This window comes from Streptomyces sp. NPDC050842 (assembly GCF_044456565.1).
Taxonomy (GTDB): domain Bacteria; phylum Actinomycetota; class Actinomycetes; order Streptomycetales; family Streptomycetaceae; genus Streptomyces.
In genome coordinates this window covers 388,499-414,855 of sequence record NZ_JBITGA010000005.1, presented here as the reverse complement: position 1 = coordinate 414,855, position 26,357 = coordinate 388,499, and the positions used below count along the sequence as shown (strand labels likewise).

The following is a 26,357-nucleotide window of genomic DNA, read 5'->3' as shown; positions in this document are numbered from 1 at the left end:
GGCCGGGTCACTTCCGGTTGTACAGCCTCATCGTGAACCAGCCGAAGACCAGCACGAACAGCGCCGACCAGCCCAGCGTCCAGGCGATGTCGGCGCCCGGCCAGCGGCCCGCCATCAACTCGCGGACCGCGGTCGCGAGATGGGTCACCGGGTTGTTGTTCACGAAGGCCTGGAGCCAGCCCGGCATCGTCTTCGGGTCGACGAAGACGTTCGACAGGAAGGTGAGCGGGAAGATCACCATCATCGAGACGCCCATGACGGACTTCTCGCTGCGCAGCAGCAGGCCGAACATCGTCCAGATCCACGAGAACGCGAACGAGAAGACCAGCAGCAGCGCGACGCCGAGCAGGACTCCGGCGATGCCGCCGTCCGGCCGGTAGCCGATGATCACGCCGACCGTGAGCATGACCGCCGAGGCGATCAGATAGCGGACGACGTCGCCGAGGAGGTAGCCGACCATCGGCGCGGGCCGCCAGATCGGCAGGGTCCGGAAGCGGTCGAAGACGCCCTTCTCGATGTCGGTGTTGACCGAGACACCCGTGTACATCGTGATCATCACGACGCTCATCACGAGGATGCCAGGCAGCAGGAACTGGATGTACTCGTCGACCGAGCCGGCCAGCGCACCCCCGAAGAGGTACGTGTACATCAGCACCATCATGATCGGGAAGGCCGTCACGTCGAACAGCTGCTCCGGCACGTGCTTGATCTTGAGCATGGCCCGCCAGCCGAACGTCAGCGACGCGGAGAGCGCGCTGGGACGCGGCGGCCGGGACCGTCCCGTGAACAGCGCCGCGAGTTCGTCCGCCTTCGGGGCGACGAAGTCGAGGGTGTCGGTCGTCTGCGGGTCCTTGCCGGTGGTGACGGTGGTCATGCCGTCGTTCCCTTCCGGTCGGTGAGGGCGAGGAAGACCTCGTCGAGGCTGGGCTGCCCGAGGGCGAAGTTGTCGACCGTGATCCCGGCCCTGGACAGCTCGGCCAGGGCGCGGGCGGCCTGCTCGGCGGCGCCCAGGTCCGTCCCGTGGCCGTTGACGGTGGCGGTGAGCGCGACCGGGTCCTGGTCGAGCTGGACGGTGGCGTTCAGGGCGCTCCGCAGGACCTGCTCCGCCTCCGGGCGCTGCTCGGGCTCCCGGAGCCGTACGTGCACCGATCCCGAGCCGACGGAGGCCTTCAGCTCGCCCTTCGTGCCCTCGGCGATCACCTTGCCGTGGTCGATGACGGCGATCCGGGACGCCAGCTGGTCGGCCTCGTCCAGGTACTGGGTGGTCAGCATGACCGTGGTGCCCTGGGCGACGACCGCGCGGATGATGTCCCAGACCTGGTTGCGGCTGCGCGGGTCGAGGCCGGTCGTCGGTTCGTCGAGGAACAGCAGGTCGGGGGTGTTGAGGATGGACGCGGCGATGTCGATACGGCGCCGCATGCCGCCCGAGTAGTTCTTGATCTGCTTGTCCGCCGCCTCCGCCAGCCCGAACGCCTCAAGGAGCTGCCCGGAGCGCTCGCGGGCGTCGGGCCGCGTGTGGCCGAGGAGTCTGCCGAGCAGGACCAGGTTCTCGGTGCCGGTCAGGTCCTCGTCGACGGAGGCGTACTGGCCGGTGAGGCTGACCCGGCCGCGTACCGTGTCGGCGTCCTTGACGACGTCCTTGCCGAAGACGCTGGCCCGGCCGCCGTCGGGGCGCAGGAGCGTGGCGAGCATCTTGACGACGGTGGTCTTGCCGGCGCCGTTGGGTCCGAGGACGCCGTAGACGGTGCCGGCGGGGACGCGCAGGTCGATGCCGTCGACTGCGCGGTTCTTGCCGAAGACCTTGACCAGGCCCTCGGTCTCGATGGCGAGGTCGGTCATGCCGTTCCTCCGCGATGACGGGGACTTTCCGGACTATCGGAAAGAGAGCGCTTCTCCCAGTCTCCGTCGGCCCGCCGCTGATCGCCACGTCGGAAGGCGTCCCGTCGGACGAGGGCCGCTCCCCCGCGCGGCGGAGGCGGACCCGTCCCCGGGCCGACGACCGGGCCCGGGGCCCGGCGGGACGCTGGACGCATGATGAAGATCAAGGCCCTGCCCGACGTGCCCCGCTGGGCCGTCCTCGCCGCCCACGCCGTCCCGCTCGTCACGCTCCCGTCCGGGCTGTGGCGCCTCGCGCTCGTCGCGGGCTTCCCGGTCATGCAGGACGCCGAGCTCGGCACGATGGGCTTCGGCGAATCCGTGTACGTCGTCAGCCTCAGCGTCGTCTCCGAGCTGCTCGCCTTCCTCACGCTGGGCCTCGTCCGCTCCTGGGGCGAGGTCTTCCCCCGGTGGATGCCCTTCCTCGGCGGGCGCCGGGTGAACCCGGCCGCCGCGACGGGCGTGGCCTTCGCCGGGGTGGCGGGGCTGTGCGCGCTCATCGGGTGGGGCGTGTACGCCTCGGTCGCGGACCTCGGACCCGGCATCCCCGCCTCCCCGGCGCAGGACGCCCTGCTGATCGCCTGCTACACGCCCCTGCTGGCCTGGCCGGTGCTCGTCGCCGCCGTGGCGACCTCGTACTACTGGCGCAGGACCCGGACCGGGGACGCGGGGCGTCAGTACGGCGCCGGGCGGCCCGCGGCGTCCTCGTGGGTGTAGTAGAGGTAGAAGGCACCGGCGGCGACGCCCCCGCCGACGATCAGGCCGAGGACGGTCGCCGACAGGATGCTCACGTCCGACAGGCTGTAGAGGAAGCCGACCGCGATGCCCGCGAGGCCGCCCCAGGCGGCCGCGTGGACCTCGCGCGGCAGGGCGCGGCGGATGCGGTGGAGCCCGTACACGGCCCCGGCGAGCACGACCGCCGAGATCAGTCCGAGCCAGAAGAGTCCCCAGGTGACCGGGGCGCCGGACTTCTGGATGAAGGCCGCGTACCAGCCGTAGATCACGCCGAGCGTGGCCGGGAGTGCCCAGCCGCGGGTACGGCTCCGGGTGCTGGTCGTCGCCCGGCCTCGGGCGGGTAGCGCTGCGTGTGCGGCCATGGCTGGAGCTCCTTCGTCTCGCCCCCGCAGGTTCTGGCCCCCTGGTTCCCGCACCCTCCAGGGCACACCCGCGCCCGGCGCCCCGCAAGTGGATCAGGCCCCGTGGGACCCCGTGGGCCGTACGGCGACGGCGTCGATCTCGAAGAGCATGCCCGGCAGGGCGAGCGCCGCGACCCCGCTGAGGGTCTGCGCGGGCAGCCGCTCGCCGAAGTGCGCGTGCAGGGCCTTGCCGAGGACCTCCAGCTTGGCGAGGTCGTGATCGACGATGTACGAGCCGAGGCGGACGACGTGGGCGAGGCCGAGGCCGACGCCCTCCAGGGCGAGCCGCAGGTTGGTGAGGGAGAGCTCGACCTGGGCGGCGAAGTCCCCGGGGACGGGGGCGCCGGTGGCGTCGGAGGCGTACTGGCCGCCGATGAAGACGAGTTCGCCGGGCGCGGAGACGGCGTGGCTGTAGCCGAAGGGGGTGGGGTCGTGGAGCGTGCCGGGGTTGGTGATGGTGCGCTGGTCGGCGGCGTCGTCGAAGTCGTTCATGAGGGATCGTTCCTTCCGGAGAGGGCGGCCACCGGGACGGCGGCCAGGGTGAGCGCGGCGCCCGCGAGGAGCACCGCGGTGAGGTCGTACGCGTCGGTCAGCAGCCCGCCGAGGAGGGCGCCGAGGGCGATCGCGAGGCAGAAGACGCTGACGTTGAGGCCGGTGGCGGCCTCGACGTCGTCGGGGGCGGCGGCCATGAACCAGGACTGGAGCGCGACCGAGACCCCGCCGTAGGCGAGCCCCCAGAGGAGCAGCAGCCCGGCAGCCCAGGCGGGGGCCGCCCAGGCCGCCAGGAGGACGGTGCCGAGCGCGGCAGCGATGACCGCGAGCGTACGGCGGGGGGCGCGGGACGCCCGGGAGCCGGCGAGGAAGTTCCCGGCGACGCCCGCGAGGCCGTAGCCGAGGAGCAGTGCGCCGAGGAGCCCCTCGGGGACGCGGGCGTGGTCGGTGAGCAGGGGCCGGACGAAGGAGTACGCGAGGAAGTGGCCGGTCACGAGCGCGAGGGTGAGCAGCAGCCCGGCCCACACGCGGCGGTTGCGGCGGGGAAGGGCGACAAGCGCGGCGAGCGCGCGGAGCCCGGTGCCTTGTGGCGCGGGTGATCCGGTACCCCGCCCCGGGAGGCGGGGCAGCAGGGCGCGGAGGGCCGCCGCCGCGAGCAGCGAGAGGAGGCCGGTGGCGGCGAACGCCCAGCGCCAGCCCACCTGTTCGGCGATGACGGTGGCGGCGGGGACGCCGAGGACCGAGGCGGCCGAGACCCCGCCGAAGACCACGGCGGTGGCCCGGCCGACGGCGGCGGGCGGGACGAGCCGGGGCGCGAGGCCGCCGGCGAGGGCCCAGAAGCCGCCGATCGCGAGGCCGAGGAGCAGTCGGGCGGCGAGGACGACCGCGAGGTGTCCCGCGAGCGCCGAGACGAGGTTGGCGGCGGCGGCGAGGAGCATGAGCGCGACGAGGAGCGTCCGGCGGTCGGCGCCGGCCGCACGGGCCGTGACCAGGGGCGCGGCGACGGCGGCGACGAGGCCGGGCACGGTCACCATGAGGGCGGCGGTGCCCTCGGTGACGGACAGGTCGGCGGCGGCCGGGGTGAGGAGACCGACGGGCAGGAGTTCGGCGGTCATGACGGCGAAGATGCCGAGCGTGACGGCGGCGACGGCGGCGGCGTGCCGTCCGGACCGGTGGCGCGTGCCGTCGGCACCAGGTTCTCTAACCTGGATATCTAACATCCAGAATCACCCCCTTGAGAAGCCCTCCCGGGCGGGAGGGCGGTCGGTCGGTCGTGTCAGTCAGGTCAGACGTTGGCGAACCAGCGGCGGATCCGGTCGGGCGCGGCCGGCGCCTGGAGCTCCGCCCGCTCCCGGACGTCGTCCAGGGTCTGGGCCATGAGCTCGCGCCGCCAGGCCAGTTCGGCCCGCCCCATGGCACCGGCGATGGCGCACTCGGCGGCGTACGACCCGGACGGCCCCGCCCCCGGCCCCTGCTGCCGGATCTCGGTGCAGCGGAAGGCCTCCTCGGGGCCTTCGACGGCGGCGACGACATCCATGAGCGTGATCCGGTCCAGGCCGCGAGCCAGCCGGAAGCCGCCCTTCGGCCCGGAGACCGAGGTGACGATCCCGGCCCTGGCGAGCGCCTGGAGCTGCTTGGTGAGGTAGGCGGCGGGCAGCTCGTGATAGGCAGCGAGGCGCGCGGAGGCGACCGCCCGCTCCGGCCCGATCCAGGCCAGGTTCAGGCAGCTGTGCAGTGCCCATTCCACGCCTTCACTCATCCTCATGATTCAGGACTCTACATGTCGCGAATAGGTGGGGCAAGGGCAGGGCACGGTGGCACGACGCCTCACGGCCCGTCGGCGGCCAGTGCCGCGAGACGGGCCAGCGCCGCGTCCAGTACCGCGCGGGGCGGCGACGCGAGGCCCACCCGGATCGCGTCCGGGGCCGTGCCCGGGCCGACCGCGAAGGCGCTCCCCGGGGTGACCGCCACGCCCGCGCGCTCGGCCGCCGCCGCCGCGAAGGTCTCCGCCCGCCAGGGCGCGGGCAGCTCCCACCAGCAGGAGTAGGCGTGCGGGGAGGTCCGTACGGCGTGACCTCCGAGATGGCGCCGGACCAGGGCGTGCCGGGCCGCCGCGTCCGCGCGCTTGGCGGCGACGACCTCGGCGACCGTGCCGTCCCCGGCCCAGCGGGTGGCGGCCGCGAGCGCGAGCCCGCCCGCCGTCCAGGCGCCGGACCGCAGCGCCTCCGCCACCGCCGTCCGCAGCCGCCCGGGCACGGCGAGGTAGCCGACGGTCAGACCGGGGGCGAGCCGCTTGGAGAGGCTGTCCACGAGGAGGACCCGCTCGGGGGCGAAGGCGGCGAGCGGCGGGGGTGGGGGCGCGCCCGCGATCCCGTCCGCGATCCCGTCCGGTACGAGGAAGGCCCAGGTCGTGTCCTCGACCGCCGTCAGGTCCAAGGTGCGCAGCAGCCCGGCAAGTTCGGCCCGCCGGGTCGCGCCCATGGTGGCGGAGAGCGGGTTGTGCAGGGTCGGCTGGAGGTAGAGCGCGGCCAGCGGGGTCGCCCGGTGGACCGCCGCGAGCGCCTCCGGCCGTATCCCGTCCTCGTCGAGGGCGAGCGGCACCAGCCGGATGCCGAGCCGTTCGGCGACCGCCTTGACCAGCGGATACGTGAGCGCCTCGACGCCGAGCCGGCCGCCGGGCGGGACGAGCGCGGAGAGCGCGGCGGCGATGGCCTGGCGGCCGTTCCCCGCGAAGAGGACGTTCTCGGGGTCCGGCGCCCAGCCGGGCCGGGCGAGGACGGACACCGCCGCCTCCCGGGCTTGCGGGGTGCCGGTCGCGGCGGCCGGGCCCGAGACGGCCTCGGCCAGGACGTCGGGCCGGGCGAGCGCCGCGAGCGCGCGGGCCATCAGCTCCGACTGCCCTTCCGCCACGGGGTAGTTGAGCTGGAGGTCGACGGGCGCCGTCCCGGTGGCCTCGGCGAGCGCGGACCCCGGCAGCGGCGGCGCGGCCCGGACGAAGGTGCCGCGCCCGACCTCCCCGACGACCAGGCCGCGCCGGGCCAGCTCCCCGTAGACGCGGATGGCCGTCGAGTTCGCGATGCGGTGCCGGCGGGCGAACACCCGCTGCGGCGGCAGCCGGTCGCCAGGACTCAGCCGCCCGTCCCGTACGGCCGCCTCGACCCGGTCCGCGATCCTCCGGTACTCCTCCACGACACCCCTCCCCTGCGCGGTGCGCCTATTGCACCGAGAGCAAAGATCTCATTGCACCGAGTGATCGCCGCTGCCTAGCCTGCCGTCATGCGCTTCACCGACACCGACGCCACCCGCCTCTACTTCGAGGACCGGGGCAGCGGCCCCGCGCTCCTCCTCGTCCACGGCCACCCCTTCGACCACACCATGTGGCAGCCCCAGATCGACCGTTTCTCCCTCACGCACCGGGTGATCGCCCCCGACCTGCGCGGCTACGGCATCACCCCGCCCGGCGCGACGGCCGACATCGCCGGACTCACCGACCTCGGTGACTTCGCCGAGGACCTCGTCGAGCTCCTCGACCTCCTGGAGATCGAGGAGGCCGTCGTCGCCGGCCTCTCCATGGGCGGCCAGATCGCCATGGAGCTCCACCGCCGCCTCCCGGAGCGCGTCAGGGGCCTCGTCCTCGCCGACACCTTCCCGGCCGCCGAGACGGACGAGGGCAAGGCCGCGCGGAACGCCATGGCCGACCGGCTGCTCAAGGAGGGCATGCGGGGGTACGCCGACGAGGTCCTGGACCGGATGGTCGCCCCGTACAACACCCATGCCGCGCCGCACGTCCACCGCATGATGTGCGCGACCGACCCCGTCGGCGCCGCCGCCGCGCTGCGCGGCCGGGCCGAGCGGCCCGACTACCGCGAGTCGCTCACCACCGTCGCCGTGCCCGCGCTCGTCGTGGTCGGCCGGGACGACACGTACACACCGGTCGCGGACGCGGAGGAGATGCACGCGCTGCTGCCCCACTCCACGCTCGCCGTGATCGAACGGGCCGCGCACCTGCCCAACCTGGAACAGCCCGAGGAGTTCGACTCCGTACTCGACTCCTACCTTCGCTCACTCGTTCGGCCCAGCTGAAAGTTCGGAATCGTACGAACGCTCCGACGATGGGGTCATGAGCCAGAACACCGCACCCCGTAAGCCGAGCACCTCAAGTGCCTGGGCCGCCGGCGGCACCCTCTTCGCCGGCGTCCTCATGCTGGTCACCGGATTCATGGACGTCTTCCAGGGCATCGCAGGGATCGCCGAGGACGACATCTACACCCGGGTCGGCGACTACGTCTTCAAGTTCAACCTCACCACCTGGGGCTGGATCCACCTGATCCTCGGCATCATCATCGCGATCGCCGGCTTCGGGATCCTCAAGGGCGCCGAGTGGGGCCGGGTCGCCGGCATCGCGCTCGCCTCCCTCAACGTCCTCTTCCAGTTCCTCTTCCTGCCGTACCAGCCGTGGTGGGCCCTCTTCTCGATGGCCATCTCGATCTTCGTGATCTGGGCGCTGGCCACGGACGAGGTCTACGGCACGGACGAGAAGTTCTGAGGCGGCCACCGATGAGAGCACGCGTCACGGGAGTCGTCCTCGCCGCCTCCGCCCTCCTCGCCCTCACCGGCTGTGACGCCGTCTCGGAGAAGGCGGGCGAGGTCGTCTCCTCCGCCACGGCCGCCGTCGCCTCGGCGGCCGAGGAGAAGATGAACGAGGTCAAGGACGGGGTCAACGCCACCGGCGACGTGAAGGCCGGGACGACGAGCACCGACGGGGACCGCACGATCGCCGAGATCACCGCGACCAATCCCCAGGACAAGACCGCCGACTACACGGTCATGGTCAACTTCCGTGACGACAGCGGAAATCTCCTCGACTCGGTCGTCCTGAACATCAACGGCGTCGAGCCCGGAGCCTCCAAGTCGGGTACGGCCCGCAGCAATCGGACGCTCACGGGCGCCACGACCGCGGAGATCGCACAGGCCCTGCGACACTGAAAGGCGTGGACCGAGCCCCTGCCGCCTTGACCGTATCCGTGACGAGCGCCGCACCGACGGCCCCCGAACCCCAGCCCCTCCGGCCCAGGCACCGCCTCACCGCCTGGGCCGCCGGGCTGCTCCTGGTCGTCCCGGCCCTGATCAGCGCCTGCCGCTTCCTCGACACGGACAGCATCACCCCCGTACCGCAGCTGCTCTCCATGCTGCCCTGGCTGGCCGTGCCCGCCGGGCTCGGGGTGCTCCTCGCCTCCGTCGCCCGGCGCCGCGTGCTCACCCTCCTCGCCGTCGTCGTCCTCGGCGCGGTCGGCTGGAGTTCCCTGCCCTACCAGCCGCAGCTCGTCACCTCGTACGGGCTGCCGCTGGCCCGGGTCAAGGTGCTCGCCGCCAACGTCGAGTACGGCCAGGCCACCGGAGCGCTGATCGACACGATCCGGCGCGAGCGCCCCCAGCTCGTGTTCGTCTCCGAGTGCGACCCCGCCTGCGGACGCGCCCTGACCACGGCCGTCGCCGCCGAACTCCCCCACCACACCGCGGTCGACGCCGGCGGCGCCTCCGGCTCCGTCCTGCTGAGCGCCTACCCGCTCACCGACGAGCGGATCATCCCGGCGGCGATGGGCATGCCGGGTGCCACCGCCCGGATCGCCGGCCTGCCCGTACGCCTCCAACTCGCCCACCCGCTGCCGCCGGTGCCGCGCCAGGTCGACGCGTGGAAGCGGGAGCTCGGCCGGATCGCGGACGAGGCCGCCGCCCTGCGCGGCACCGGGCCGCGGCTGTTCGCCGGGGACTTCAACGCCTCCCAGGACCACGCGGCCTTCCGCTCGATCCTCGGCGCCGGCCGCCTCCAGGACGCCGCCCGGCTCGCGGACTCGAGCCGCACCCCGACCTGGCCCATGGAAGGCCCCCTGCCGCCCTTCGTCCAGATCGACCACGTCCTGGTGAGCGACGACTTCACCGCCCGGAGCATCCGATTCCTCGACCTCGCGCACTCCGACCACCGGGCCGTCCTCGCCGATCTCGACCTGCGCGGAGAGCCGCGCTGAGAGCCGCGCCGGGCTCTCGACCTGCGCGGAGAGCCGCGCCGAGGTCCGCGCCGAGAGCCGCGCCGAGCTCTCGACCTGCGCGCGAGACGCTGATCGGCCACGCTGAAAGCATGGAAAACGAGGAGATCCTGGGCGACATCGGCGCCCTCGTCGAGGAGGAACGCGCGCTGCGGCAGCGCACGGGCGGCCTCCTCCCGGAGGAACGCGCCCGCCTCGCCCAGCTGGAGGTCAGGCTCGACCAGTGCTGGGACCTGCTGCGCCAGCGCCGCGCGAAGAGCGAATTCGGCGAGGACCCGGACACGGCCGCCCTCCGCCCGGCCTCGGAGGTCGAGTCCTACCGCAACTGACCACCGCAACCGACCCTCACCGCGCGCGGGGCCGTCGAGGACGCCCCATGCGCCGCTCCAGTCACCGCCCCCAGGATGAGGCACCTCCGCACGCCCCCTTGGCACCCCATGGCACCCCATGGCACTCCTTGGTGCCACTGATGGCGCCACCGGCGCCACTAACACCTCCACATGGCGCCACACGTGTGCCATGATGGTGCCACAAGGGATGCGCGCCGCCCACGGCCCCACAGGCCGAGGGGTGCCCATCGGGCGGCGGAGCGAGCCAGCGGAGGGGTCGGATCATGGAGACAGCAGGGCAGAGCCGGCAACAGACGGCACCCGGCGCCTTCAACGCCTTCGCCCGCTTCGTGCTCTGCGGCGGCGGGGTCGGGATCGCCTCCAGCTTCGCCGTGACGGGCCTCGCCTCCTGGATCCCCTGGCTCCTGGCCAACGCCCTGACAGCCGTGGCCTCCACGCTCCTCTCCACCGAGCTGCACGCCCGCTTCACCTTCGGCGCGGGCGGACGCGCCACCTGGCGCCAGCACACGCAGTCGGCCGGCTCCGCCGCGGCCGCGTACGCGGTGACCTGCGGCGCGATGCTGCTCCTCCAGCAACTGGTGGCGGCACCCGGGCCGATGCTCGAACAGATCGTCTACCTCTCTGCCTCAGCCCTCGCCGGCACCGCCCGCTTCGCGGTACTGCGCCTCGTCGTCTTCGCCCGGACCCGCTCGCGGGCCACGAACGCCACGCGACCGGTCCACAGGACCGTCACCCCCACCTCGACCCCGGCGACCCCGGCCGACCACCCCCACCGCGCCGAGCTCTGCCGCGCCGCCTGACCGCGCCGCCTGACACGTAAGTTGGGGGGCATGGCACGCCCCGCTCGGCCCGTACGGCTCTCCCCGCCCACCTGGCTCACGGCCGGGCTCAAGCCCGCCCCGACACCCATCCCCTGGGCCGCCGTCGTCCGCGCGTCCGTCGCGCTCTCCGCGCCGATCGCCGTCGGACTCGCCGTCGGGCAGCCCGCCTACGGCGCCCTCGTCTCCATGGGCGCCCTCTCCGGCGTCATCGGAGACACCGCCGACGCCTACCGGATGCGGATCTTCAACATCGCGGTGCCGCAGCTCTTCGGCGCCCTCGGCGTCACCCTCGGCACCCTCGTCTTCGGCCACGGCTGGATCGCCGTCGGCGCCCTCACCCTCGTCGCGCTCGTCTCCGGGATGATCTCGTCGATCGGCGCCGTCGCGTCCGTATCGGGACTCCTGCTGCTCCTGAACTGCGTGGTCGGCGCCGGCCTCCCCATGCCGGGGCCGTGGTGGAAGGCGCCCCTGCTCCTCACCCTCGGCGGGCTCTTCGTCCTCCTCCTCACCCTCCTCGGCTGGCCCCTGCGCCGCACCGCCCCCGAACGCGCCGCCGTCGCCGCCACCTACCGGTCCGTCGCCGACCTCTACGAGGCCACCGGCACCAGCGCCGCCGCCTACGACGAACAGCGGCACGCCGTCACCGCCTCCCTCAACCAGTCCTACGACCTGGTCCTCGCCCGCCGCGCCCGACAACACGGCCGCGCGCCCCACCTGGTCCGGCTCCTCTCCCAGCTCAACGCCCTCGTCCCGCTCCTCGAAGCCGCCCCCGCCGCCCGCCTCCGCGTCCGGCTCCTCGGCCCGCTGCCCGCCGCGATCCCCGCGGCCGTACGGGACCTCGCCGACGCCGTCGAGGAAGGCCGCACCGGCACCCCCGTCCTCGACCTGCCCGCGCCCGAGCGGCCCGCCGAGAAGGCCGTCGACCACGCCCTGCGCTACGCGGCGACCGTCGTCCACCAGGACGAGCCCGACCCCTACAACATCGACGACCGGCTCGGCCGCCCCGCCGCCCTCCGCGTCCGGGTCCGGCGCACCACCCGCGCCGTCCTGCTCTCCGAGGCGTCCTGGCGGTACGGGCTGCGGCTCGCGCTCTGCATCGGCCTCGCCCAGTCCTTCGTCTCGCTGATCCCCGTGCCCCGCTCGTACTGGGTCGCGCTCACCGTCACCTTCGTCATGAAGCCCGACTTCGGCTCGGTCTTCTCCCGGGCCGTGCTCCGCGCCCTCGGCACCGCCGCCGGCCTCGTCCTCGCCGCCCTCGTCCTCGCCGAAGTCCCCAGAGGCTGGTGGGACGTCCCCGTGATGGTGGCGCTCGCCGCCCTGATCCCGGCCTTCTCGGCGAAGGGGTACGCCTTCCAGACCGCGGCCATCACCCCGGTCATCCTGCTGCTCTCCGACATGCTCAACCACCAGGGCTTCGACCTCGTCATGCCCCGCCTCTACGACTCGCTCATCGGCTGCGCGATCACCCTGATCGCCGGCTACCTCCTCTGGCCCGAGTCCTGGCACACCCGCATCGGGGACCGGCTCGCGGACGCCGTCGCCGACACCGCCGCGTACGTCGGCGGGGCGTTCACGGCGGACGACCGGACCGCCCGTCACCGGGCCAGGCGCAAGCTCTACCGGGACCTGTCGACCGTCCGCTCCGAATTCCAGCGCGCCCTGACCGAACCGCCGCCCACCGGCACCCGCGCCGCCGCCTGGTGGCCGCTCGTCGTCGCCGTCGAGCGGATCGTCGACGCGACGACCGCCGCCCGGATCCGCGTCGCCCACGGCGCCCCCGCCCCCGACGCGGCCGAGGTCGCCGCCGTGGAGCGGGAGTTGCGCGAGCTCTCCGAAGGACTGCGCTCCAGCGTCACGCTCGTGGAGGTCCGCGCGGAGCTCCCCGGCGACGAGAACGGAGTCCTCGCACCCCTCCGCCAGGAGGTCCGCGCGGCCCGCGCCATCGCCGGTCCCGACCTGCGGTAAACCTCCCCCGAGGGGCGTACGGGAGGACTTACCGGCGGTCACGGAACGGAACCCTCCCCACCGCCGTTACCGAACGCCATCCGGGCGACTACGATGCGCTCGATTCACCGAGATTCCCCGAGATCCACAGCGATTCACCGTGCTCCGCGCCCGCCGCCGTCGCGCAACCGACCCGGCGGACGGGCCACTTCACCCGCCTCACCACCCCCCGCGCCCCGAGGACTCCGCCATGCGCACCACCCACAGCAGAGGGCTCCAGCCCAATGTCCTCGGCACGTTCGACACGATCGTGATGGCCGTGGCGGGCAGCGCACCCGCCTACTCGCTCGCCGCGACCACCGCCGTCCTCTTCGGCGCGGTCGGCTTCGCCGGACCCGCCGCGCTGCTGTACTGCGCGATACCGATGCTCGGCATCGTCCTCGCCTACGCCCGCCTCGGCCGGATCGACGTCAACGCCGGCGCCGGCTACTCCTGGGTGGGCCGCACGCTCCACCCCTTCCTCGGCTTCCTCTCCGGCTGGGCGCTCGTCTTCGCCGCCACCGTCTTCATGGTGGCGGGCTCGCTGCCCGCCGGCGCCCTCACGCTCTCCCTGATCGACCCGGCCCTCGCGGACCACACCCCGCTCGCGGCGGCCGTCGGCGCCGGCTGGTTCCTGATGATGCTGCTCGTCGTCCTGGGCGGCGCCCGGCTGACCGTACGAGCGCAACTCGTGATGTCGGGCGTCGAGATGCTGATCCTCATCGGCTTCGTCGTCGCCGCCGTCCTGCACCGGGGACGGGCCGCCGCCTTCGACTGGTCGTGGTTCGGCCTCGGCCAGTTCGACGGCACCCAGGGCTTCGCCGCCGGCGCCCTCATCGCCGCCTTCTACTACTGGGGCTGGGACGTCACCAGCAACCTCAGCGAGGAGACCCGGAACAGCCGCCGTACGGCGGGACTCGCCGCGCTCGTCGGCGTCGGCTTCGTCTTCGTCCTCTTCGAGGCCTTCACCGTCGCCGTGAACGTCCTGCTGACCGCCGAGGAGATCCGCACCGCGGGACCGAACGTCCTCGCCGTCCTCGGCCAGGAGGTCTGGCCGGGCGTCGGCGGCAAACTCCTCGTCGTGGCCGTCGTCCTGTCGACCGTCGCCACCCTGGAGACGACCCTCCTCCAGGTCACCCGCTCGCTCTTCGCGATGGGCCGCGACCGGACCCTGCCCGCCGCGCTCGGCACTGTGCACCGCCGCTGGAACACCCCCTGGGTCGCGATCGCCGCCGTCGGCGGAGCCGCGCTCCTCATGTTCGTCGCCGCCGCGGCCGCCGAGTCCGTCCAGCGGATCCTCAGCGACGCCGTCGCCGCGATCGGCCTCCAGATCGCCTTCTACTACGGCCTCGCGGGCATCGCCGCCGTCGTCGCGTACAAGTCGCTCCTCCTGCGCTCCGTACGGAACTTCGTCCTCGGCGGCCTGTGGCCGCTGCTCGGCTCCGGCTTCATGCTCTGGTGCTTCGTCGAGTCCCTCGGCGAGCTCTCCACGACCGCCCTCACCATCGGCCTCGGCGGACTCCTCGTCGGCGTCGTCCCGCTCCTCGTGTACTGGCGCAAGGGCAGCGACTACTACCGCCCCGCCCGCCTGGACGCCGTCCGCGCGCTCGCCGCCACCGAGGACTCCGGCCCGGCCACCCCGCACGCCCGCACGGGCGCCCACGACAAGAGCTACGCCACCGACTTCTGAGTACACACGAGCCGCAGCGAAACCCCCCACCCGTCGGACCTGTCCGGCCTGTCGGAAGCCGAACCGAAGGAGGCCCCATGGCCGTACGCCGCCGCTCCGCGCGCCCGGCGCGAGCGGAGCGCTTCGCGCCCGACTTCGACCCGGACTTCGGCGACCGCGCGCTCACCGAGGCGCGCCACGACATCGTCATCGGCCGCTGGCAGGGCGTCCGCGACCTGCTCGCCGCCACCGGCGACGACTGGGCGCGCCGCACGCACCGGCTGAGGCTCCTCTCGCACGCCGCCGCCGGCAGCTCCACCGTCGAGACCTGGCGGGCCGCCGAGCCCGGCAACCCCGACGCCGCCGTGCTGCGGGCGGCGACGGAGGTCGTCCGGGTCTTCGACGCGGCCATCGCGGCCGGCCGGGGCGCCGCCGTGGAGCGGGGCCGGATCGACTCCGCCGTGGACGCCTGCCGGGGCGCGGCCGAGGCCGCACCGGCCGACCCCATGCCGTGGGTGTCACTGCTGTCGGTGGCGAGGCTGTACGAGGGCGGGGTGGCGCGCCGCGAACTGCGCCACTGGTTCGACGAATTGCGGCGCCGCGACCCGTACAACACCGAGGGTCACATCCAGGTGCTGCGCTACTGGTCGGCGCGGTGGCACGGCACGCACGGCAGCATGTACGACTTCGCCCGCGACGCGGCGGGCGTGGCACCGCCCGGCTCCGCGCTGCCGGTACTCGTGCAGGTCGCCCGGGTCGAGGAGTACCGCTACATCGCGGACGGGGCGCTCGGCCGGGGCCCGGTGCGGGGCTTCGACCAGCACTGGAAGCACGAGCTGGCGGTGACGGAGCTGCGGCGCACGTACGCGCGCTGGATCGAGGGCAGGGACCCGGGGCGCCCGGTGGCGCCGGAGGAGGTGGGGGACCTCAACTTCCTGACGCACGCGGCGTGTTACGCGGGCCAGGTGGAGATCGCCCGGAAGCTGCTCGGGATGCTGGGGGCGCGGGCGGCATGGGTGCCGTGGGCGTACACGGGGGACCCGGAGGAACAGTTCACGAGATTCAGGGAGGGCCTGGGCGTGGAGTAGAAGCACACTCCACGCCCAGCCCCTCCCCGGAATCCATCTATCGTCCTCAGACGCCGATGTCGCCGCCGTCCTTGCGCCAGACGGAGACGACCGACGGGCGGACGATCTTGCCGGGTCCGTCGGGCCAGTCCGACTTCGGGTTCTCGACGGAGGCGCCGTCGAGCTCGCCCGGGTGCTGCACGGCGACGACGACGCGGCGGTCCTGGATGATCGGCCCGCAGGTCTCGGCACCCTTGGGGACGGTCAGGAACTGCTTGAGCTCACCGCGGCGCTCGCCGCGCGTGGCGACACCGAACAGGCCGTCGTGCGAGCCGAGCTGGTTGCCGTCCGTGGAGATCCACAGGTTGCCGTGCGGGTCGAAGGCCACGTTGTCCGGGCAGGAGATCGGGGAGACCTTCTCCTTGGGGAAGCCGGCGAAGTAGGTGGCCGGGTCGTTCGGGTCGCCCGCGACGAGGAAGAGACGCCAGGCGAAGCCGTCGGCGGCCGGGTCGTCCCAGTGCTCGGCGAGCTCCAGGATCTGCCCGTGCTTGTTGAGGTTGCGCGGGTTGGCCTCGTCGGCGCCCGGGTTCGTGCCCTTGCCGCGGTTGGTGTTGTTGGTGAGCGCGACGTAGACGCGGCCGCTGCGCGGGGACGGCTCGACGTCCTCGGGCCGGTCCATCTTGGTCGCCCCGACCTTGTCACCGGCGAGGCGGGTGAAGACGAAGACCTCGTCGGCGGTCATGCCGGGCACGTGCGAGACGGCTCCGTCGGGACCGGCCGTGGCGAGCGGGATCCACTGGCCGGAGCCGTCGAACTCGCCGTCGTTCGGAAGCTTGCCGGTGCCGTCGATCTCGGCGGCCGGGGAGTCGCCGGTCAGCTTGGCGACGTACAGCGTGCCCTCGTCGAGGAGCGTGAGGTTGTGCTCGCGGGCGGCCCGCGACCCCCCCTTCTTCATCCTCTTCGACGACACGAACTTGTAGAAGTAATCAAAACGCTCGTCGTCGCCCATGTAGACGACCGGGCGGCCGTCCTCGGTGAGACGGGGCTGCGCGGCCTCGTGCTTGAAGCGGCCGAGGGCGGTGCGCTTGCGGGGCGTGGACTCCGGGTCGTACGGGTCGAGCTCGACGACCCAGCCCTGGCGGTGCACCTCGTTGGGCTCCTGGCGGAGGTCGAAGCGCGTGTCGAACCGCTCCCACTTGCGCTCGGAGGCGCCGGTCCCGACCCCGTACCGCTTGTCGGTGGCGGAGCTTCCGTAGGCGAAGTACTGGTTGAAGTTCTCCTCGCCGTGGAGGGTGGTGCCCCACGGGGTGGTGCCGCCGGCGCAGTTGTTGAGCGTGCCGAGGACGATACGGCCCTCGGGGTCGGCGCTCGTCCTCAGCAGGGCGCTGCCGGCGGCGGGGCCGGTCAGCTCGAACTCGCTGGTGGTGTGCAGCCGCCGGTTGAGGTGGTGGCGGGACACGGGCGTCAGCTTGCCGGAGCGGTGCTCCTCCTGGACGACGACGACCGACAGGCCGTGCGCGGCCCAGGCGATCTCGACCTGCTCGCGGGTCGGGTTCTCGGAGTCGTACCCACGGAACATGAGCACCTCGTCGGTGTACTCGTGGTTGGCGACGAGGACCTGACGGTGGTGCTCCCCGCGCAGCGGCAGCAGGGAGAGGAAGTCGTTGTTGTAGCCGAACTGGCCGGCCTGGGCCTTCGCCGTCTGCTTCTCGGAGTCGAAGGCGGGGGCGCCGCGGAGGATCGGCTCGCCCCAGCGGATGACGACGTTCTGGGCGTAGCCGGCGGGCACGGTGACCTGGTCGGCGGTGTTGGGCGCGACGGCGGCGAAGCGGAGCCCGCGGGCACCGTCGGGGCGTGCGGGCTTCTGCGGACGGGCGACGGCCTCGGGGGCGCCACCGAGGACGACGGCACCGCCGGCGGCGGAGGCGACGGTCACGACGGCGGCGGCGCGCAGCGCCGAACGACGGGAGAGGACACCGGCTATGACGTCGCCGACGTACTCGTTGTCGCTGGTGTTCGGCACCTCGTGGAAGCAGGCGTCACCACACCGGAACCGGCAGGTGAGAGCGGAACGGCCGCCTCCGTGGGGGTTCGTGCTCAGGAGCGGCAGCAGTTTGCGCACTTCGTCCTCCTCCGGCGCACACTGCGCCGACATGGTGTCGGGAATCCTTCGGCGGCGACGCTATGTGCGCACATCTGCACAGGGGCGGCGCCGGAGTGAACGCCGAATGAATGCACGGCATCCGGAGGCGACCGGGTCACAGAGGAGGGAGGGGGTGGCCGCTAACCTTACGTGTCCGCCCTGGCCAGGGATGAACGTCCCGAAACGCCCAGTACGGACATTCACACTGCACCCACTCATGCGAAAGGGTTCGCCCATGGGTATTCGGAGCATGCTGCGCAAGGTATTCGGCCGGGACCACGAGGACACCCCGGCGACCTCCGTCCCGCCCCAGACGCGTGAGGCCTCGTCGGCATCTACGGCCACGTCCAGGGACACGGACACGGACACGTCGACGCCGACGGACACCGAGGAAGCCGCGGCCCGCCGCGCGGCGGACGACCTGGTGGCCGCGTCGTTCGACAACCCGCAGGTGCCGAAGGCACGGAGCGGGGAGACGTCGGAGACGTCGGTCGAGGCGACGGCGGAGACGGCGAGCACGTCGGATCCGGCGACGGCCGAGGCGGCGGCGGAGGTCGAGACGCCGGAGGCGACGGCGGTCGAGGCGACAGAGCCGGCGACAGTCGAGGCGCCGGAGGCGTCGGCGGAGGCGTCGGCCGCCGTGACGGCCGAGGTGCCGGAGGCGGAGGCGTCCCCCGCGACGGCCGAGGCCGAGGAGCGGACGGAGCCGGAGGCAGTGACCGCCGAGGCGCCTGCCGCCACGGCGGAGAACGAGACTGCTGAACCGGCCGAGCCCGAGGCGGAGGCCTCGGTGGCCACCGCCGAGGCAACTGCCACCGAGAACGCCGAGCCGGAAGCGGCCCAGGCCACCCCGGGTGAGCCGGAGGCGACCGCAGACGCGGAGGACGCCGACGCGTCCGAAACCGCCCCGCAGGAGCTGGAGGGCGCGGCGAAGCCTGCGGCCTCCGAGGCGACCGACGCGGAAGCGACGCCGCAGGCAGACGCGACCGAGACTCCGGCGGAGCCGGAGGCGACCTTGGTCGCGGAGGACACCGACGCGTCCGAATCCGCCCCGCAGGGGCAGGAGGTGGAACCCGAGGCGGTCACCGCCGCCGACGCTCCGGAGGAGCAGGAGAGCGCGGCGGAGCCCGCGACCGCGGAGGCGACCGAGACCCTGGCGGAGCCGGAGGCAGTCGTCGCCGCCGACGACGCGAGCCCGGCCGAGGCCGAGGTCGAGACCGAGGCGGTCACCGCCGCCGACGCTCCGGAGGAGCAGGAGACCGCGGAGGCGACCGAGACTCCGGCGGAGCCGGAGGCCGAGGCGGCCACCGAGATCACCGAAGCCGTCGAGGCGGTGGAGGCGGACACCGACGGCACGAGCCCGGCCGCCGCTCCGGAGGAGCTCGTCGAGACGCCGGACACCGACGACACGGCCACCGCCGAGGCGACGCCGCAGGCGGACGCGGCCGACACCCCGGCGGAGCCGGAGGCGGTCGTCGCCGCCGACGACGCGAGCCCGGCCGAGGCCGAGGCCGAGGCCGAGGTCGAGGCCGAGGCGCCCGCCGGTGAAGCCGACACGGACGCCGACACCGACACCTCCGCCGACACCGATTCGGCCGGCGCGCCCGCCCTCCCCCTCGCCAAGGTGAAGGCCGCCGCCCCGCACCTCGCCGACGCCTACAAGGCCGCCGGCGCCGTGCTCAAGAAGCAGGGGCTCACCGGGGCGCGGGCCGCCGTGTACCTCGTGGTGGACCGGTCCGGTTCGATGCGCGGGTACTTCAAGGACGGCTCCGTCCAGCGTCTCGCCGAGCAGACCGTCGCCCTCGCCGCTCACCTGGACGAGGACGCCACCGTCACGACCGTGTTCTTCTCCACGGACATCGACGGCACCGTCGAGCTCGCCCCCGCCGACCTCACGCCCACCCGCGTCGAGGAGGTCAACAGCACGCTCGGCCGCCTGGGCCGCACCAACTACCACCGCGCGGTGGAGGAGGTCCTCGCCCACCACGAGAAGGCCGACCCGGCGCGACCCGCCCTGGTCGTCTTCCAGACCGACGGCGCTCCCGAGTCGAAGACGGCGGCCACGGCGGCGCTGGCCGAGGCGGCGGACCGCCCGCTGCACTGGCGGTTCGTGGCCTGGGGCGAGGAGGACAACAAGGCCTTCGACTTCCTCCGGAAGCTCGACGGCACGCCCCGTACCGCCGCGTACTTCCCCGGCGCGACCCCGGTCGAGACGGCGCACTCGGCGTTCTACGCCGGTCTGCTCGCCGACCTGGAGTTCTAGAAAGAAGCAGGGGTGACGGTGACCGGCAGGGTCACCGTCACCACCAGCCCGCCGCCCTCCTCCGCACCCCGCGCCACGGCCGTCACGGCGCCCCCGTGCGCGACGGCGATCGACCGCACGATGGAGAGCCCGAGCCCCGCGCCCGGCCCCATGCGGTCCCGCCCCTCGCCCCGCCGGAAGGGCTCGAAGAGCCCGGCGACCTGGTCCGGCGGGACGACGGGCCCGGTGTTGACGACGGTCAGCACCCCGCCCTCGACGCCTACGTCGACCACTCCCCCCGGCACGTTGTAGGCGACCGCGTTCGCGACGAGGTTCCGGACGAGCTGCGAGAGCAGCACCCGGCTCCCCCGTACGACGCCCCCGTCGAGGACCACGTCCACGTCCTCGTACTCCTCCGCGACGACCTCCCCCAGTGGCACGTCCTCCCGCTCCGCGAGCCCCCGCTCGCTCCGGGCGAGGAGGAGCAGCCCGTCGATGAGCCGTTCGCTACGCCGGTTGGTGTCGAGGAGTACGTCCCGCACCGCGCAGTCGTCGTCCAGCCCCACCTGGATGGCGGCGCGCTGGGTCGCCAGGGGAGTCCGCAGCTCATGGGAGGCGTTGGCGATGAACCGGCGCTGACTGTCGAAGGCCGTCTCCAGGCGTCCGAGGAGCGCGTCGATCGTGTCGCCGAGCTCCTTCAGCTCGTCGTCGGGCCCGCTCGCCGCGATCCTCTCGTGCAGGTTCCGCTCGGAGAGCCGCCGCGCCCGGGCGGTCATCTCGTGCACGGGCCGCAGGACCCGCCCGGCGGTCCACCACCCGACGACGACGGCGCCGCAGGCCATGACGACCAGGGCGAGGCAGGACCACATGAGCATCTGGTCGCCGGCGGCGGCGCTGATGTCGTCGCCGAGCCGGTACGCCTCGACGACGGCGACCCCGTCCACCTTCGAGACGATCGCGTCGGTCTCCCCGTCCGTACCGGCTCTGACCAGCAGGTTCACGAGGAGGAGCAGGAGGGCCCCGAGGACCAGGAAGACGCCCCCGTAGACGAGGGCGATCCGGGTCCGGATGGTGGACCCCGCCCCCAGGACGGGCCCGCTCACACCACGTACCCGACGCCCTGCACGGTCCGGATGAGCCCCGGCTCCCCCACCTTCGCGCGCAGCTTGCTCATGCAGACCCGTACGGCCCCGGTGAAGGGGTCGGCGTGGGCGTCCCAGGCGCGTTCGAGGAGCTCCTCGGCGGAGACGAGTGCGCCGTCCGCCTCCAGGAGGATCTGGAGGACGGAGAACTCCTTGGGGGAGAGGTCGAGGTCGCGCCCGTCGCGGGTGGCGGTCCGCCGGGCGGTGTCGACGCGCAGCCCGTCGCGTTCCAGGAGGGGCGGGATCGGCGGGCGGGCGGAGCGCCGGCGCAGGGCGCGTACGCGGGAGACGAGCTCGGGGAACTCGAAGGGTTTGCCCAGGTAGTCGTCGGCGCCGAGGTCGAGGCCTGCGACGCGGTCCTCGACGGCGGTGGCGGCGGTCAGCATGAGGATCCGGGTGGGCGAACCGGCGGCGACGAGCCGCCGGGCGACCTCGTCGCCGTGGACGCGGGGCAGATCGCGATCGAGGACGAGGACGTCGTAGGGACTGACGGCATAGGGACTGACCTCGTAGCGACTGACCTCGTACGAGTCCAGGCCAAGCCGCTCCAGGGCATCGTCGCCGCCATGGACGATGTCGACGGCGAAGCCGGCCCGCCGCAGGCCGACGGCGACGAGCTCCGCGAGGACGAGCTCGTCCTCGGCCACCAGTACACGCATGGCCCCATCCTCCCCGCCAGGATGTTTCGCAGACCTCTCCCCCTGGCCCGCCCACGTTTATCGATGTGAGTGGATCTTCGTACGACCGTTAGGATTTCGACCATGGCGGCCACTGGATCCGAGAAGCAGGGGGCGAAGGCGTTCTACGTCACGACCCCCATTTACTACGTCAACGACGCTCCTCACCTGGGCCACGCCTATACGACCGTCGCAGGCGACGTGCTCACGCGCTGGCACCGTCAGCGCGGCGAGAAGGTGTGGTACCTCACCGGCACGGACGAGCACGGTCAGAAGATCATGCGCACGGCCGAGGCGAACGACGTCACGCCCCAGGCCTGGTGCGACAAGCTCGTCGAGGAGGCGTGGAAGCCCCTCTGGGAGCACCTGAACATCGCGAACGACGACTTCATCCGCACCACGCAGAAGCGTCACACCGACCGCGTCCAGGAGTTCGTGCAGGACCTGTACGACAAGGACGAGATCTACAAGGGCGGCTACGAAGGCCCGTACTGCGTGGGCTGCGAGGAGTACAAGCTCCCCGGCGACCTCATCGAGGCCGAGGACGGCACGAAGCTGTGCGCCGTCCACAAGAAGCCGGTGGAGATCCTCAAGGAGGAGAACTACTTCTTCAAGCTGAGCGAGTACGGCCCGAAGCTGCTGGAGTTCTACGAGGCGAACCCGGGCTTCATCCAGCCGGAGTCGGCGCGCAACGAGGTCGTGAACTTCGTCAAGCAGGGCCTGGAGGACCTCTCCATCTCGCGCTCGACGTTCGACTGGGGCGTCCCGGTGCCGTGGGACGAGAAGCACGTCATCTACGTGTGGATCGACGCGCTCCTGAACTACGCGACGGCCGTCGGCTACAACGAGAACCCGGCGAAGTTCGACGAGACCTTCCCGGCGAACGTCCACCTCATCGGCAAGGACATCCTGCGCTTCCACGCGGTGATCTGGCCCGCGATGCTGATGGCGCAGGGCCTGCCGGTCCCGGGCCGCGTGGCCGCGAACGGCTGGCTGATGGTCGGCGGCGAGAAGATGTCGAAGTCGAACCTGACGGGCATCAAGCCGCAGGACCTGACGTCGCACTTCGGCGTGGACGCGTACCGCTGGTACTTCCTGCGGGCGATCGCGTTCGGCCAGGACGGTTCGTTCTCGTGGGAGGACTTCACGGCCCGCTACACGAGCGAGCTGGCGAACGACTACGGCAACCTCGCCTCGCGCGTGGCGGCGATGGTCGGCAAGTACTTCGACGGCGCCCTGCCGGCCTCGGCGGCCGACGGTGACGCGGAGAAGGCGATCCAGGACGGTCTGACCAAGGCGGTCGCGACGGCCGACGCCAAGATCGGCGAGGAGCTGGACTTCCAGGGCGGCATCCTGGCGATCTTCGACTTCGTGAAGCAGGTCAACGGCTACATCACGGAGCAGGAGCCCTGGAAGGTCGCGAAGGACGACTCTCCGGAGGGCCAGGCCCGCCTGGCGACCATCCTCTACACGGCGGCCGAGTCGCTCCGCGCGGTCGCGGTCCTGCTCAACTCGATCATGCCGGAGACCTCGCAGGCGCTGTGGGACTCGCTCGGCGCCGAGGCGTCCCTGGGCGCCCTGGCCGCGCAGCCGGTCCAGGACGCCGCCACGTGGGGCCAGCTCCCGGCTGGCGCGACGGTGACGAAGGGCGCGGTGCTGTTCCCGCGCCTGGAGGACCCGAAGAAGGACTGACGCCCCCGGCGTACGCGTACGAAGAAGGCCGCCGTCCCCTGCGAACAGGGGCCGGCGGCCTTCGCCGTCCTACGGAACGGGTCACCAGGTCAGGGCGAGGGCGGCGACGGCGGGGGCCATGTAGACGAGCGGGAAGGGCACGTGGGCGTACGAGCGGGCCCGCACGATGGTGATCACGGCGCCGGCGAAGTACAGGATCAGCCCGATCGCGGCCAGGGTCCCGATGACCGGCACGAAGAACCCGACGACGAGCCCGGCGGCCCCGGCGGCCTTGGCGGCGCCGAGCCAGTTCCACCACGACCGCGGCACGCCGTACGCGGCGAGGGGCTCGACGACGAAGGCGGCCTTGAAGAAGATCGCCGCGGCGGAGAACCCGGCCATGAAGGCGGCGACGGCGGTGACGACGACTGCGGTGGTGGACATCTCGGTGAACATCGCGGTGGCTCCTTCAGCCTCTCCCGTGTCCGCCTCGACCGAGCCGGACACAGCACTGACGGAGCCCGGAACGGATGTGTGACAGCCCGCGCGAAAAAACTTCAGCGAACCCAGTTCTTCAGCGGTTCCGTGTCCAACTCCATCCCCACCGGCTCCGGCAGGGAGACCGCCTTTCCGAAGGGCACGGTCGCCACCATCTCGTACCGCTCCCCGTCCGGCTGGGAGTGGACCTTGACCTCGCACGTGGTCCTGTCGACCAGCAGGTACACGGGGATTCCGGTCTCGGCGTAGGCGCGCGGCTTCTCGACACGGTCGCGATGGCCGGTGTCCGAGTCGCCGGAGGTGACTTCGACGACCATCAGGACGCCGTCGGCACTCGCCCACTCGCCTTGGCCGACGAACGCGTCCAGCGGAACGAGGCAGCCGTCGGGGCGGGCGTTGCCCGTACGGTACTTCTCGACTCTCAGGCCCTGGTCCGGGTAGAGCCACCAGCCGGCGTCCCTCTGGATGCAGAGTCGCGTCAGCCACTCGATGGTCCGCCCGTGGTCCCCGTCCGGCACAGCCTTCTCGCCGATCTTCCGGTCGATGAACTCCAGACGCAGGGACTCGTCCACGCACTCGCCAAGACGTGCACGTTCTTCGAACCCCTCCTGAGTCAGGACGCTCACGGCAGAGTCCTCCCGTATCGGTGGTGCCTTCCATTCGCCATGGCAGGCACGTTGACATATGCCAACGGCCTGGGCGCCGAGAATCCTTGGCCTTCATCCCCCCGGGTGACACAGCCGCCCCACAGGCCCGCCCGAGGAAACGCCCAGGTCCGGTGCCTAGCGTGCGCGGCATGGTCGTGACGCGTGAGGACGAGGTGCTGGCCCGGGCTGCGGTGGAAGGGCTGCTTGCGGGGGTGGAGTTGACGCCCAAGCCGGGGCTTACGGATGCCCGGGAGGCGGATCTGCCGGGGCTGAGGTGGTCCGCGCGGGCGCTGGAGCCGGGACTCGCCGCGATGGCGGCGACGGCGCGACGGGTCGGGGAGCCCGGGAAGGCGCTCCGGGGCGAGCTCGGGGCCATCGGGCGGTCCACCGAGCGGTCCATGGCGCGGGCGGACGGCGGGGCGGACGGCGGGGCGGGCCTGCACCACGGGGCCGTGTGGCCGCTGGGGCTGCTGGTGGCGGGGACGGCGCTCGCGCCCGGCGGGACGGTGGAGGAGGTCACCGGACTGGCGGGGCGGATCGCGACCCATCCGGACAGCCGGGCACCGCGCGTGGCCACCCCCGGCTCGTCCGTCTCCGTCCGGTACGGCGCCGCCGGCGCGAGGGGCGAGGCGCGGGCCGGGTTCCCGCACGTGCGGCGGGCGTTGGCGGCCCTGGACACGGCCCGGCGGGGCGGGGCGCGCGAGCCCGAGGCCCTGATCGGCGCGCTGCTCACGGTGATGACGACGCTCCAGGACACCGGCCTGCTGCACGCGGCGGGGCCGTACGGCCTGCGCGAGGTGCAGGACGGGGCCCGGGAGGTCGTCGCGGGCGATCTCCCCCTGGACGCCTTCGACCGACGGCTACGCGAACGGGACCTGCACCCGAGGGGCAGCGGCCACCTGCTCGCCGCCGCCCTGTTCCTGGACGCCCGCTAGGCGCTCCGACGAACGACCACGGTGCATCAGCCGCCCAGGAAGATGCTGCCGGTCACAGCGACGACCAGGGCCACCACGCCGAGGCCGACGAGGAGAAGCCCCAGGGCGAAGACCATGTCCCAGGCCACCTTGAACGGCGAGTAACACACCGCCCTCCTGTCCGTACCGGACGTTTCATAGGCGACGTAGGGGGTCCCGCTGATGCTCTTGCCGCTGATCTGCCGCTTCGTGCCGTCCAGCTCCGTGTACGCGTAGGACGCGGTCCCGTTGTAGGTGTAATCCACGACCTTCTCCGCCTCGACGGTGATGCCGTACCGGGGCAGGTACCACTGCAGGTACGCGAGGTAGACCAGGACGGCACCGAACGCGGAGAGCCCGAGGCCGAGGGGAGCGACGAGCAGGGCCATCAGCACGCCGAGCCATTCACCCTGGAGCCCGACGGCCAGGGCGAGGGCGAGGGATACGCCGCCGATGGCGATCGCCACGTTCCTCAGCATGCGCTGCCACGGATCGTCCTCGGGCTCGGGCGCGGTGTGGGTGGACACCAGCGTCGAGCCGTCGACCGTCTCGGCCTCCTCGGCGCGCACGGGCAGGGCCGCGGTGACGGCCGGGACGAACAGCGCCGCGGCGGCCTCGCTCACGCCGTCGAGACGGTGCACGGCGGGCGCCGTCCCGGGCGGGGCCACGAGCTCGACCGTGACGGTGCGCCCCTCGGCGCGGATGTGTGCGATCGCCTGGAGGGGGATGTTCACCTCCTCGGCGTTCCGGCTCCACATCAGCGCGTCGCCGGTGAACTGGAGCACGGTGCCGTGGGAGTCACGCAGGACGGGTATGGACGACGGGTTCGACATGCCGGAGATCGTAAAGGCCTGACGGGACCGTCGGTCGCTTCGCGAGGAATCCTGGTCCATCCGGGCCCGAGAGGCAGCGGCAGCGGCCACCTGCCGGCCGCTGCCCTGTTCCTG

Annotated in this window: 26 protein-coding genes; 13 read left to right on the top strand and 13 right to left on the bottom strand. The window is 72.7% G+C overall.

The features are described 5' to 3' along the window. Window positions 1–7: 7 nt before the first annotated feature. Both ACIBG6_RS18885 and ACIBG6_RS18880 read right to left on the bottom strand, forming a co-directional pair. Window positions 8–874 (bottom strand): ABC transporter permease, encoded by an 867-nt coding sequence (locus ACIBG6_RS18885; protein ID WP_399223708.1) that lies wholly within the window; start codon window positions 872–874, stop codon window positions 8–10. Further along, complete coding sequence (locus tag ACIBG6_RS18880; protein ID WP_399223707.1) at window positions 871–1,839, bottom strand: ATP-binding cassette domain-containing protein; 969 nt, start codon at window positions 1,837–1,839, stop codon at window positions 871–873. The genes ACIBG6_RS18885 and ACIBG6_RS18880 overlap by 4 nt, the downstream gene beginning before the upstream one ends. A 192-nt stretch (window positions 1,840–2,031) precedes the next feature. Here ACIBG6_RS18880 and ACIBG6_RS18875 point away from each other — a divergent pair, with 192 nt between their 5' ends. After that, window positions 2,032–2,592 carry a hypothetical protein gene (locus tag ACIBG6_RS18875; RefSeq protein WP_399223706.1) on the top strand — a complete coding sequence of 187 codons (561 nt, stop codon included), beginning with the start codon at window positions 2,032–2,034 and terminating at the stop codon, window positions 2,590–2,592. On the opposite strand, the gene ACIBG6_RS18870 is transcribed toward ACIBG6_RS18875, so the two are convergent. The 5 genes from ACIBG6_RS18870 to ACIBG6_RS18850 all read right to left on the bottom strand — a co-directional run bounded on the left by ACIBG6_RS18870 (window position 2,550) and on the right by ACIBG6_RS18850 (window position 6,692). Next, complete coding sequence (locus tag ACIBG6_RS18870) at window positions 2,550–2,972, bottom strand: hypothetical protein (RefSeq protein ID WP_399223705.1); 423 nt, start codon at window positions 2,970–2,972, stop codon at window positions 2,550–2,552. The genes ACIBG6_RS18875 and ACIBG6_RS18870 overlap by 43 nt on opposite strands. A gap of 93 nt (window positions 2,973–3,065) precedes the next feature. Continuing rightward, on the bottom strand, window positions 3,066–3,503 hold the full coding sequence (locus tag ACIBG6_RS18865; RefSeq protein ID WP_399223704.1) for a RidA family protein: 438 nt from the start codon (window positions 3,501–3,503) through the stop codon (window positions 3,066–3,068). After that, window positions 3,500–4,723 (bottom strand): MFS transporter, encoded by a 1,224-nt coding sequence (locus tag ACIBG6_RS18860; protein ID WP_399223703.1) that lies wholly within the window; start codon window positions 4,721–4,723, stop codon window positions 3,500–3,502. The genes ACIBG6_RS18865 and ACIBG6_RS18860 overlap by 4 nt, the downstream gene beginning before the upstream one ends. A gap of 65 nt (window positions 4,724–4,788) precedes the next feature. Continuing rightward, window positions 4,789–5,262, bottom strand: coding sequence for an RrF2 family transcriptional regulator (locus ACIBG6_RS18855; RefSeq protein WP_399224014.1), 474 nt, complete (start codon window positions 5,260–5,262; stop codon window positions 4,789–4,791). Between the two features lie 68 nt (window positions 5,263–5,330). After that, window positions 5,331–6,692 (bottom strand): PLP-dependent aminotransferase family protein, encoded by a 1,362-nt coding sequence (locus ACIBG6_RS18850; protein ID WP_399223702.1) that lies wholly within the window; start codon window positions 6,690–6,692, stop codon window positions 5,331–5,333. Window positions 6,693–6,779: 87 nt separating this feature from the next. Here ACIBG6_RS18850 and ACIBG6_RS18845 point away from each other — a divergent pair, with 87 nt between their 5' ends. From ACIBG6_RS18845 to ACIBG6_RS18805, 9 genes are all read left to right on the top strand, one after another. Further along, window positions 6,780–7,586: an alpha/beta fold hydrolase gene (locus tag ACIBG6_RS18845; protein ID WP_399223701.1), complete on the top strand. Its 807-nt coding sequence runs from the start codon at window positions 6,780–6,782 to the stop codon at window positions 7,584–7,586. Between the two features lie 37 nt (window positions 7,587–7,623). Next, window positions 7,624–8,049: a hypothetical protein gene (locus tag ACIBG6_RS18840; protein ID WP_399223700.1), complete on the top strand. Its 426-nt coding sequence runs from the start codon at window positions 7,624–7,626 to the stop codon at window positions 8,047–8,049. Between the two features lie 11 nt (window positions 8,050–8,060). After that, on the top strand, window positions 8,061–8,489 hold the full coding sequence (locus ACIBG6_RS18835; protein ID WP_399223699.1) for a hypothetical protein: 429 nt from the start codon (window positions 8,061–8,063) through the stop codon (window positions 8,487–8,489). Between the two features lie 5 nt (window positions 8,490–8,494). After that, window positions 8,495–9,529 (top strand): endonuclease/exonuclease/phosphatase family protein, encoded by a 1,035-nt coding sequence (locus ACIBG6_RS18830; RefSeq protein WP_399223697.1) that lies wholly within the window; start codon window positions 8,495–8,497, stop codon window positions 9,527–9,529. Window positions 9,530–9,639: 110 nt separating this feature from the next. Beyond that, entirely contained in the window at window positions 9,640–9,876 is a 237-nt protein-coding gene (locus ACIBG6_RS18825) for a DUF2630 family protein (protein ID WP_399223696.1), read from the top strand. A gap of 284 nt (window positions 9,877–10,160) precedes the next feature. After that, on the top strand, window positions 10,161–10,697 hold the full coding sequence (locus tag ACIBG6_RS18820; protein ID WP_399223695.1) for a GtrA family protein: 537 nt from the start codon (window positions 10,161–10,163) through the stop codon (window positions 10,695–10,697). A gap of 30 nt (window positions 10,698–10,727) precedes the next feature. Next, on the top strand, window positions 10,728–12,683 hold the full coding sequence (locus ACIBG6_RS18815; protein ID WP_399223694.1) for an FUSC family protein: 1,956 nt from the start codon (window positions 10,728–10,730) through the stop codon (window positions 12,681–12,683). Window positions 12,684–12,912: 229 nt separating this feature from the next. Further along, on the top strand, window positions 12,913–14,391 hold the full coding sequence (locus ACIBG6_RS18810; RefSeq protein WP_399223693.1) for an APC family permease: 1,479 nt from the start codon (window positions 12,913–12,915) through the stop codon (window positions 14,389–14,391). A 77-nt stretch (window positions 14,392–14,468) separates the two neighbouring features. Next, window positions 14,469–15,458 (top strand): hypothetical protein, encoded by a 990-nt coding sequence (locus tag ACIBG6_RS18805; protein ID WP_399223692.1) that lies wholly within the window; start codon window positions 14,469–14,471, stop codon window positions 15,456–15,458. A 46-nt stretch (window positions 15,459–15,504) separates the two neighbouring features. Here ACIBG6_RS18805 and ACIBG6_RS18800 read toward each other — a convergent pair whose 3' ends face one another. Beyond that, a complete protein-coding gene (locus tag ACIBG6_RS18800) occupies window positions 15,505–17,559 on the bottom strand; it encodes a PhoX family protein (protein ID WP_399224013.1) in 2,055 nt (684 codons plus the stop codon). A gap of 256 nt (window positions 17,560–17,815) precedes the next feature. Between ACIBG6_RS18800 and ACIBG6_RS18795 the strand changes: the two genes are divergently transcribed. Then, window positions 17,816–19,843 (top strand): VWA domain-containing protein, encoded by a 2,028-nt coding sequence (locus tag ACIBG6_RS18795; protein WP_399223691.1) that lies wholly within the window; start codon window positions 17,816–17,818, stop codon window positions 19,841–19,843. Here the strand turns inward: ACIBG6_RS18795 and ACIBG6_RS18790 are convergent. Together ACIBG6_RS18790 and ACIBG6_RS18785 are read right to left on the bottom strand one after the other, a co-directional pair. After that, a complete protein-coding gene (locus tag ACIBG6_RS18790) occupies window positions 19,840–20,925 on the bottom strand; it encodes an ATP-binding protein (RefSeq protein ID WP_399223690.1) in 1,086 nt (361 codons plus the stop codon). The two genes, ACIBG6_RS18795 and ACIBG6_RS18790, sit on opposite strands and share 4 nt — an antisense overlap. Beyond that, window positions 20,922–21,623 carry a response regulator transcription factor gene (locus ACIBG6_RS18785; protein ID WP_399223688.1) on the bottom strand — a complete coding sequence of 234 codons (702 nt, stop codon included), beginning with the start codon at window positions 21,621–21,623 and terminating at the stop codon, window positions 20,922–20,924. Before ACIBG6_RS18785 ends, ACIBG6_RS18790 begins: the two co-directional genes overlap by 4 nt. 102 nt (window positions 21,624–21,725) lie before the next feature. Between ACIBG6_RS18785 and metG the strand changes: the two genes are divergently transcribed. After that, window positions 21,726–23,333 carry a methionine--tRNA ligase gene (gene metG, locus ACIBG6_RS18780; RefSeq protein ID WP_399223687.1) on the top strand — a complete coding sequence of 536 codons (1,608 nt, stop codon included), beginning with the start codon at window positions 21,726–21,728 and terminating at the stop codon, window positions 23,331–23,333. An 81-nt stretch (window positions 23,334–23,414) separates the two neighbouring features. Here metG and ACIBG6_RS18775 read toward each other — a convergent pair whose 3' ends face one another. Together ACIBG6_RS18775 and ACIBG6_RS18770 are read right to left on the bottom strand one after the other, a co-directional pair. Beyond that, window positions 23,415–23,768 carry a DoxX family protein gene (locus ACIBG6_RS18775; protein ID WP_399223686.1) on the bottom strand — a complete coding sequence of 118 codons (354 nt, stop codon included), beginning with the start codon at window positions 23,766–23,768 and terminating at the stop codon, window positions 23,415–23,417. Window positions 23,769–23,869: 101 nt separating this feature from the next. Further along, window positions 23,870–24,436: a Uma2 family endonuclease gene (locus tag ACIBG6_RS18770; protein ID WP_399223685.1), complete on the bottom strand. Its 567-nt coding sequence runs from the start codon at window positions 24,434–24,436 to the stop codon at window positions 23,870–23,872. A gap of 170 nt (window positions 24,437–24,606) precedes the next feature. On the opposite strand from ACIBG6_RS18770, the gene ACIBG6_RS18765 reads away from it, so the two are divergent. Beyond that, on the top strand, window positions 24,607–25,392 hold the full coding sequence (locus ACIBG6_RS18765) for a triphosphoribosyl-dephospho-CoA synthase (RefSeq protein WP_399223684.1): 786 nt from the start codon (window positions 24,607–24,609) through the stop codon (window positions 25,390–25,392). 26 nt (window positions 25,393–25,418) lie between these two features. On the opposite strand, the gene ACIBG6_RS18760 is transcribed toward ACIBG6_RS18765, so the two are convergent. Beyond that, window positions 25,419–26,243: a hypothetical protein gene (locus ACIBG6_RS18760; protein ID WP_399223683.1), complete on the bottom strand. Its 825-nt coding sequence runs from the start codon at window positions 26,241–26,243 to the stop codon at window positions 25,419–25,421. Window positions 26,244–26,357: the final 114 nt, after the last annotated feature.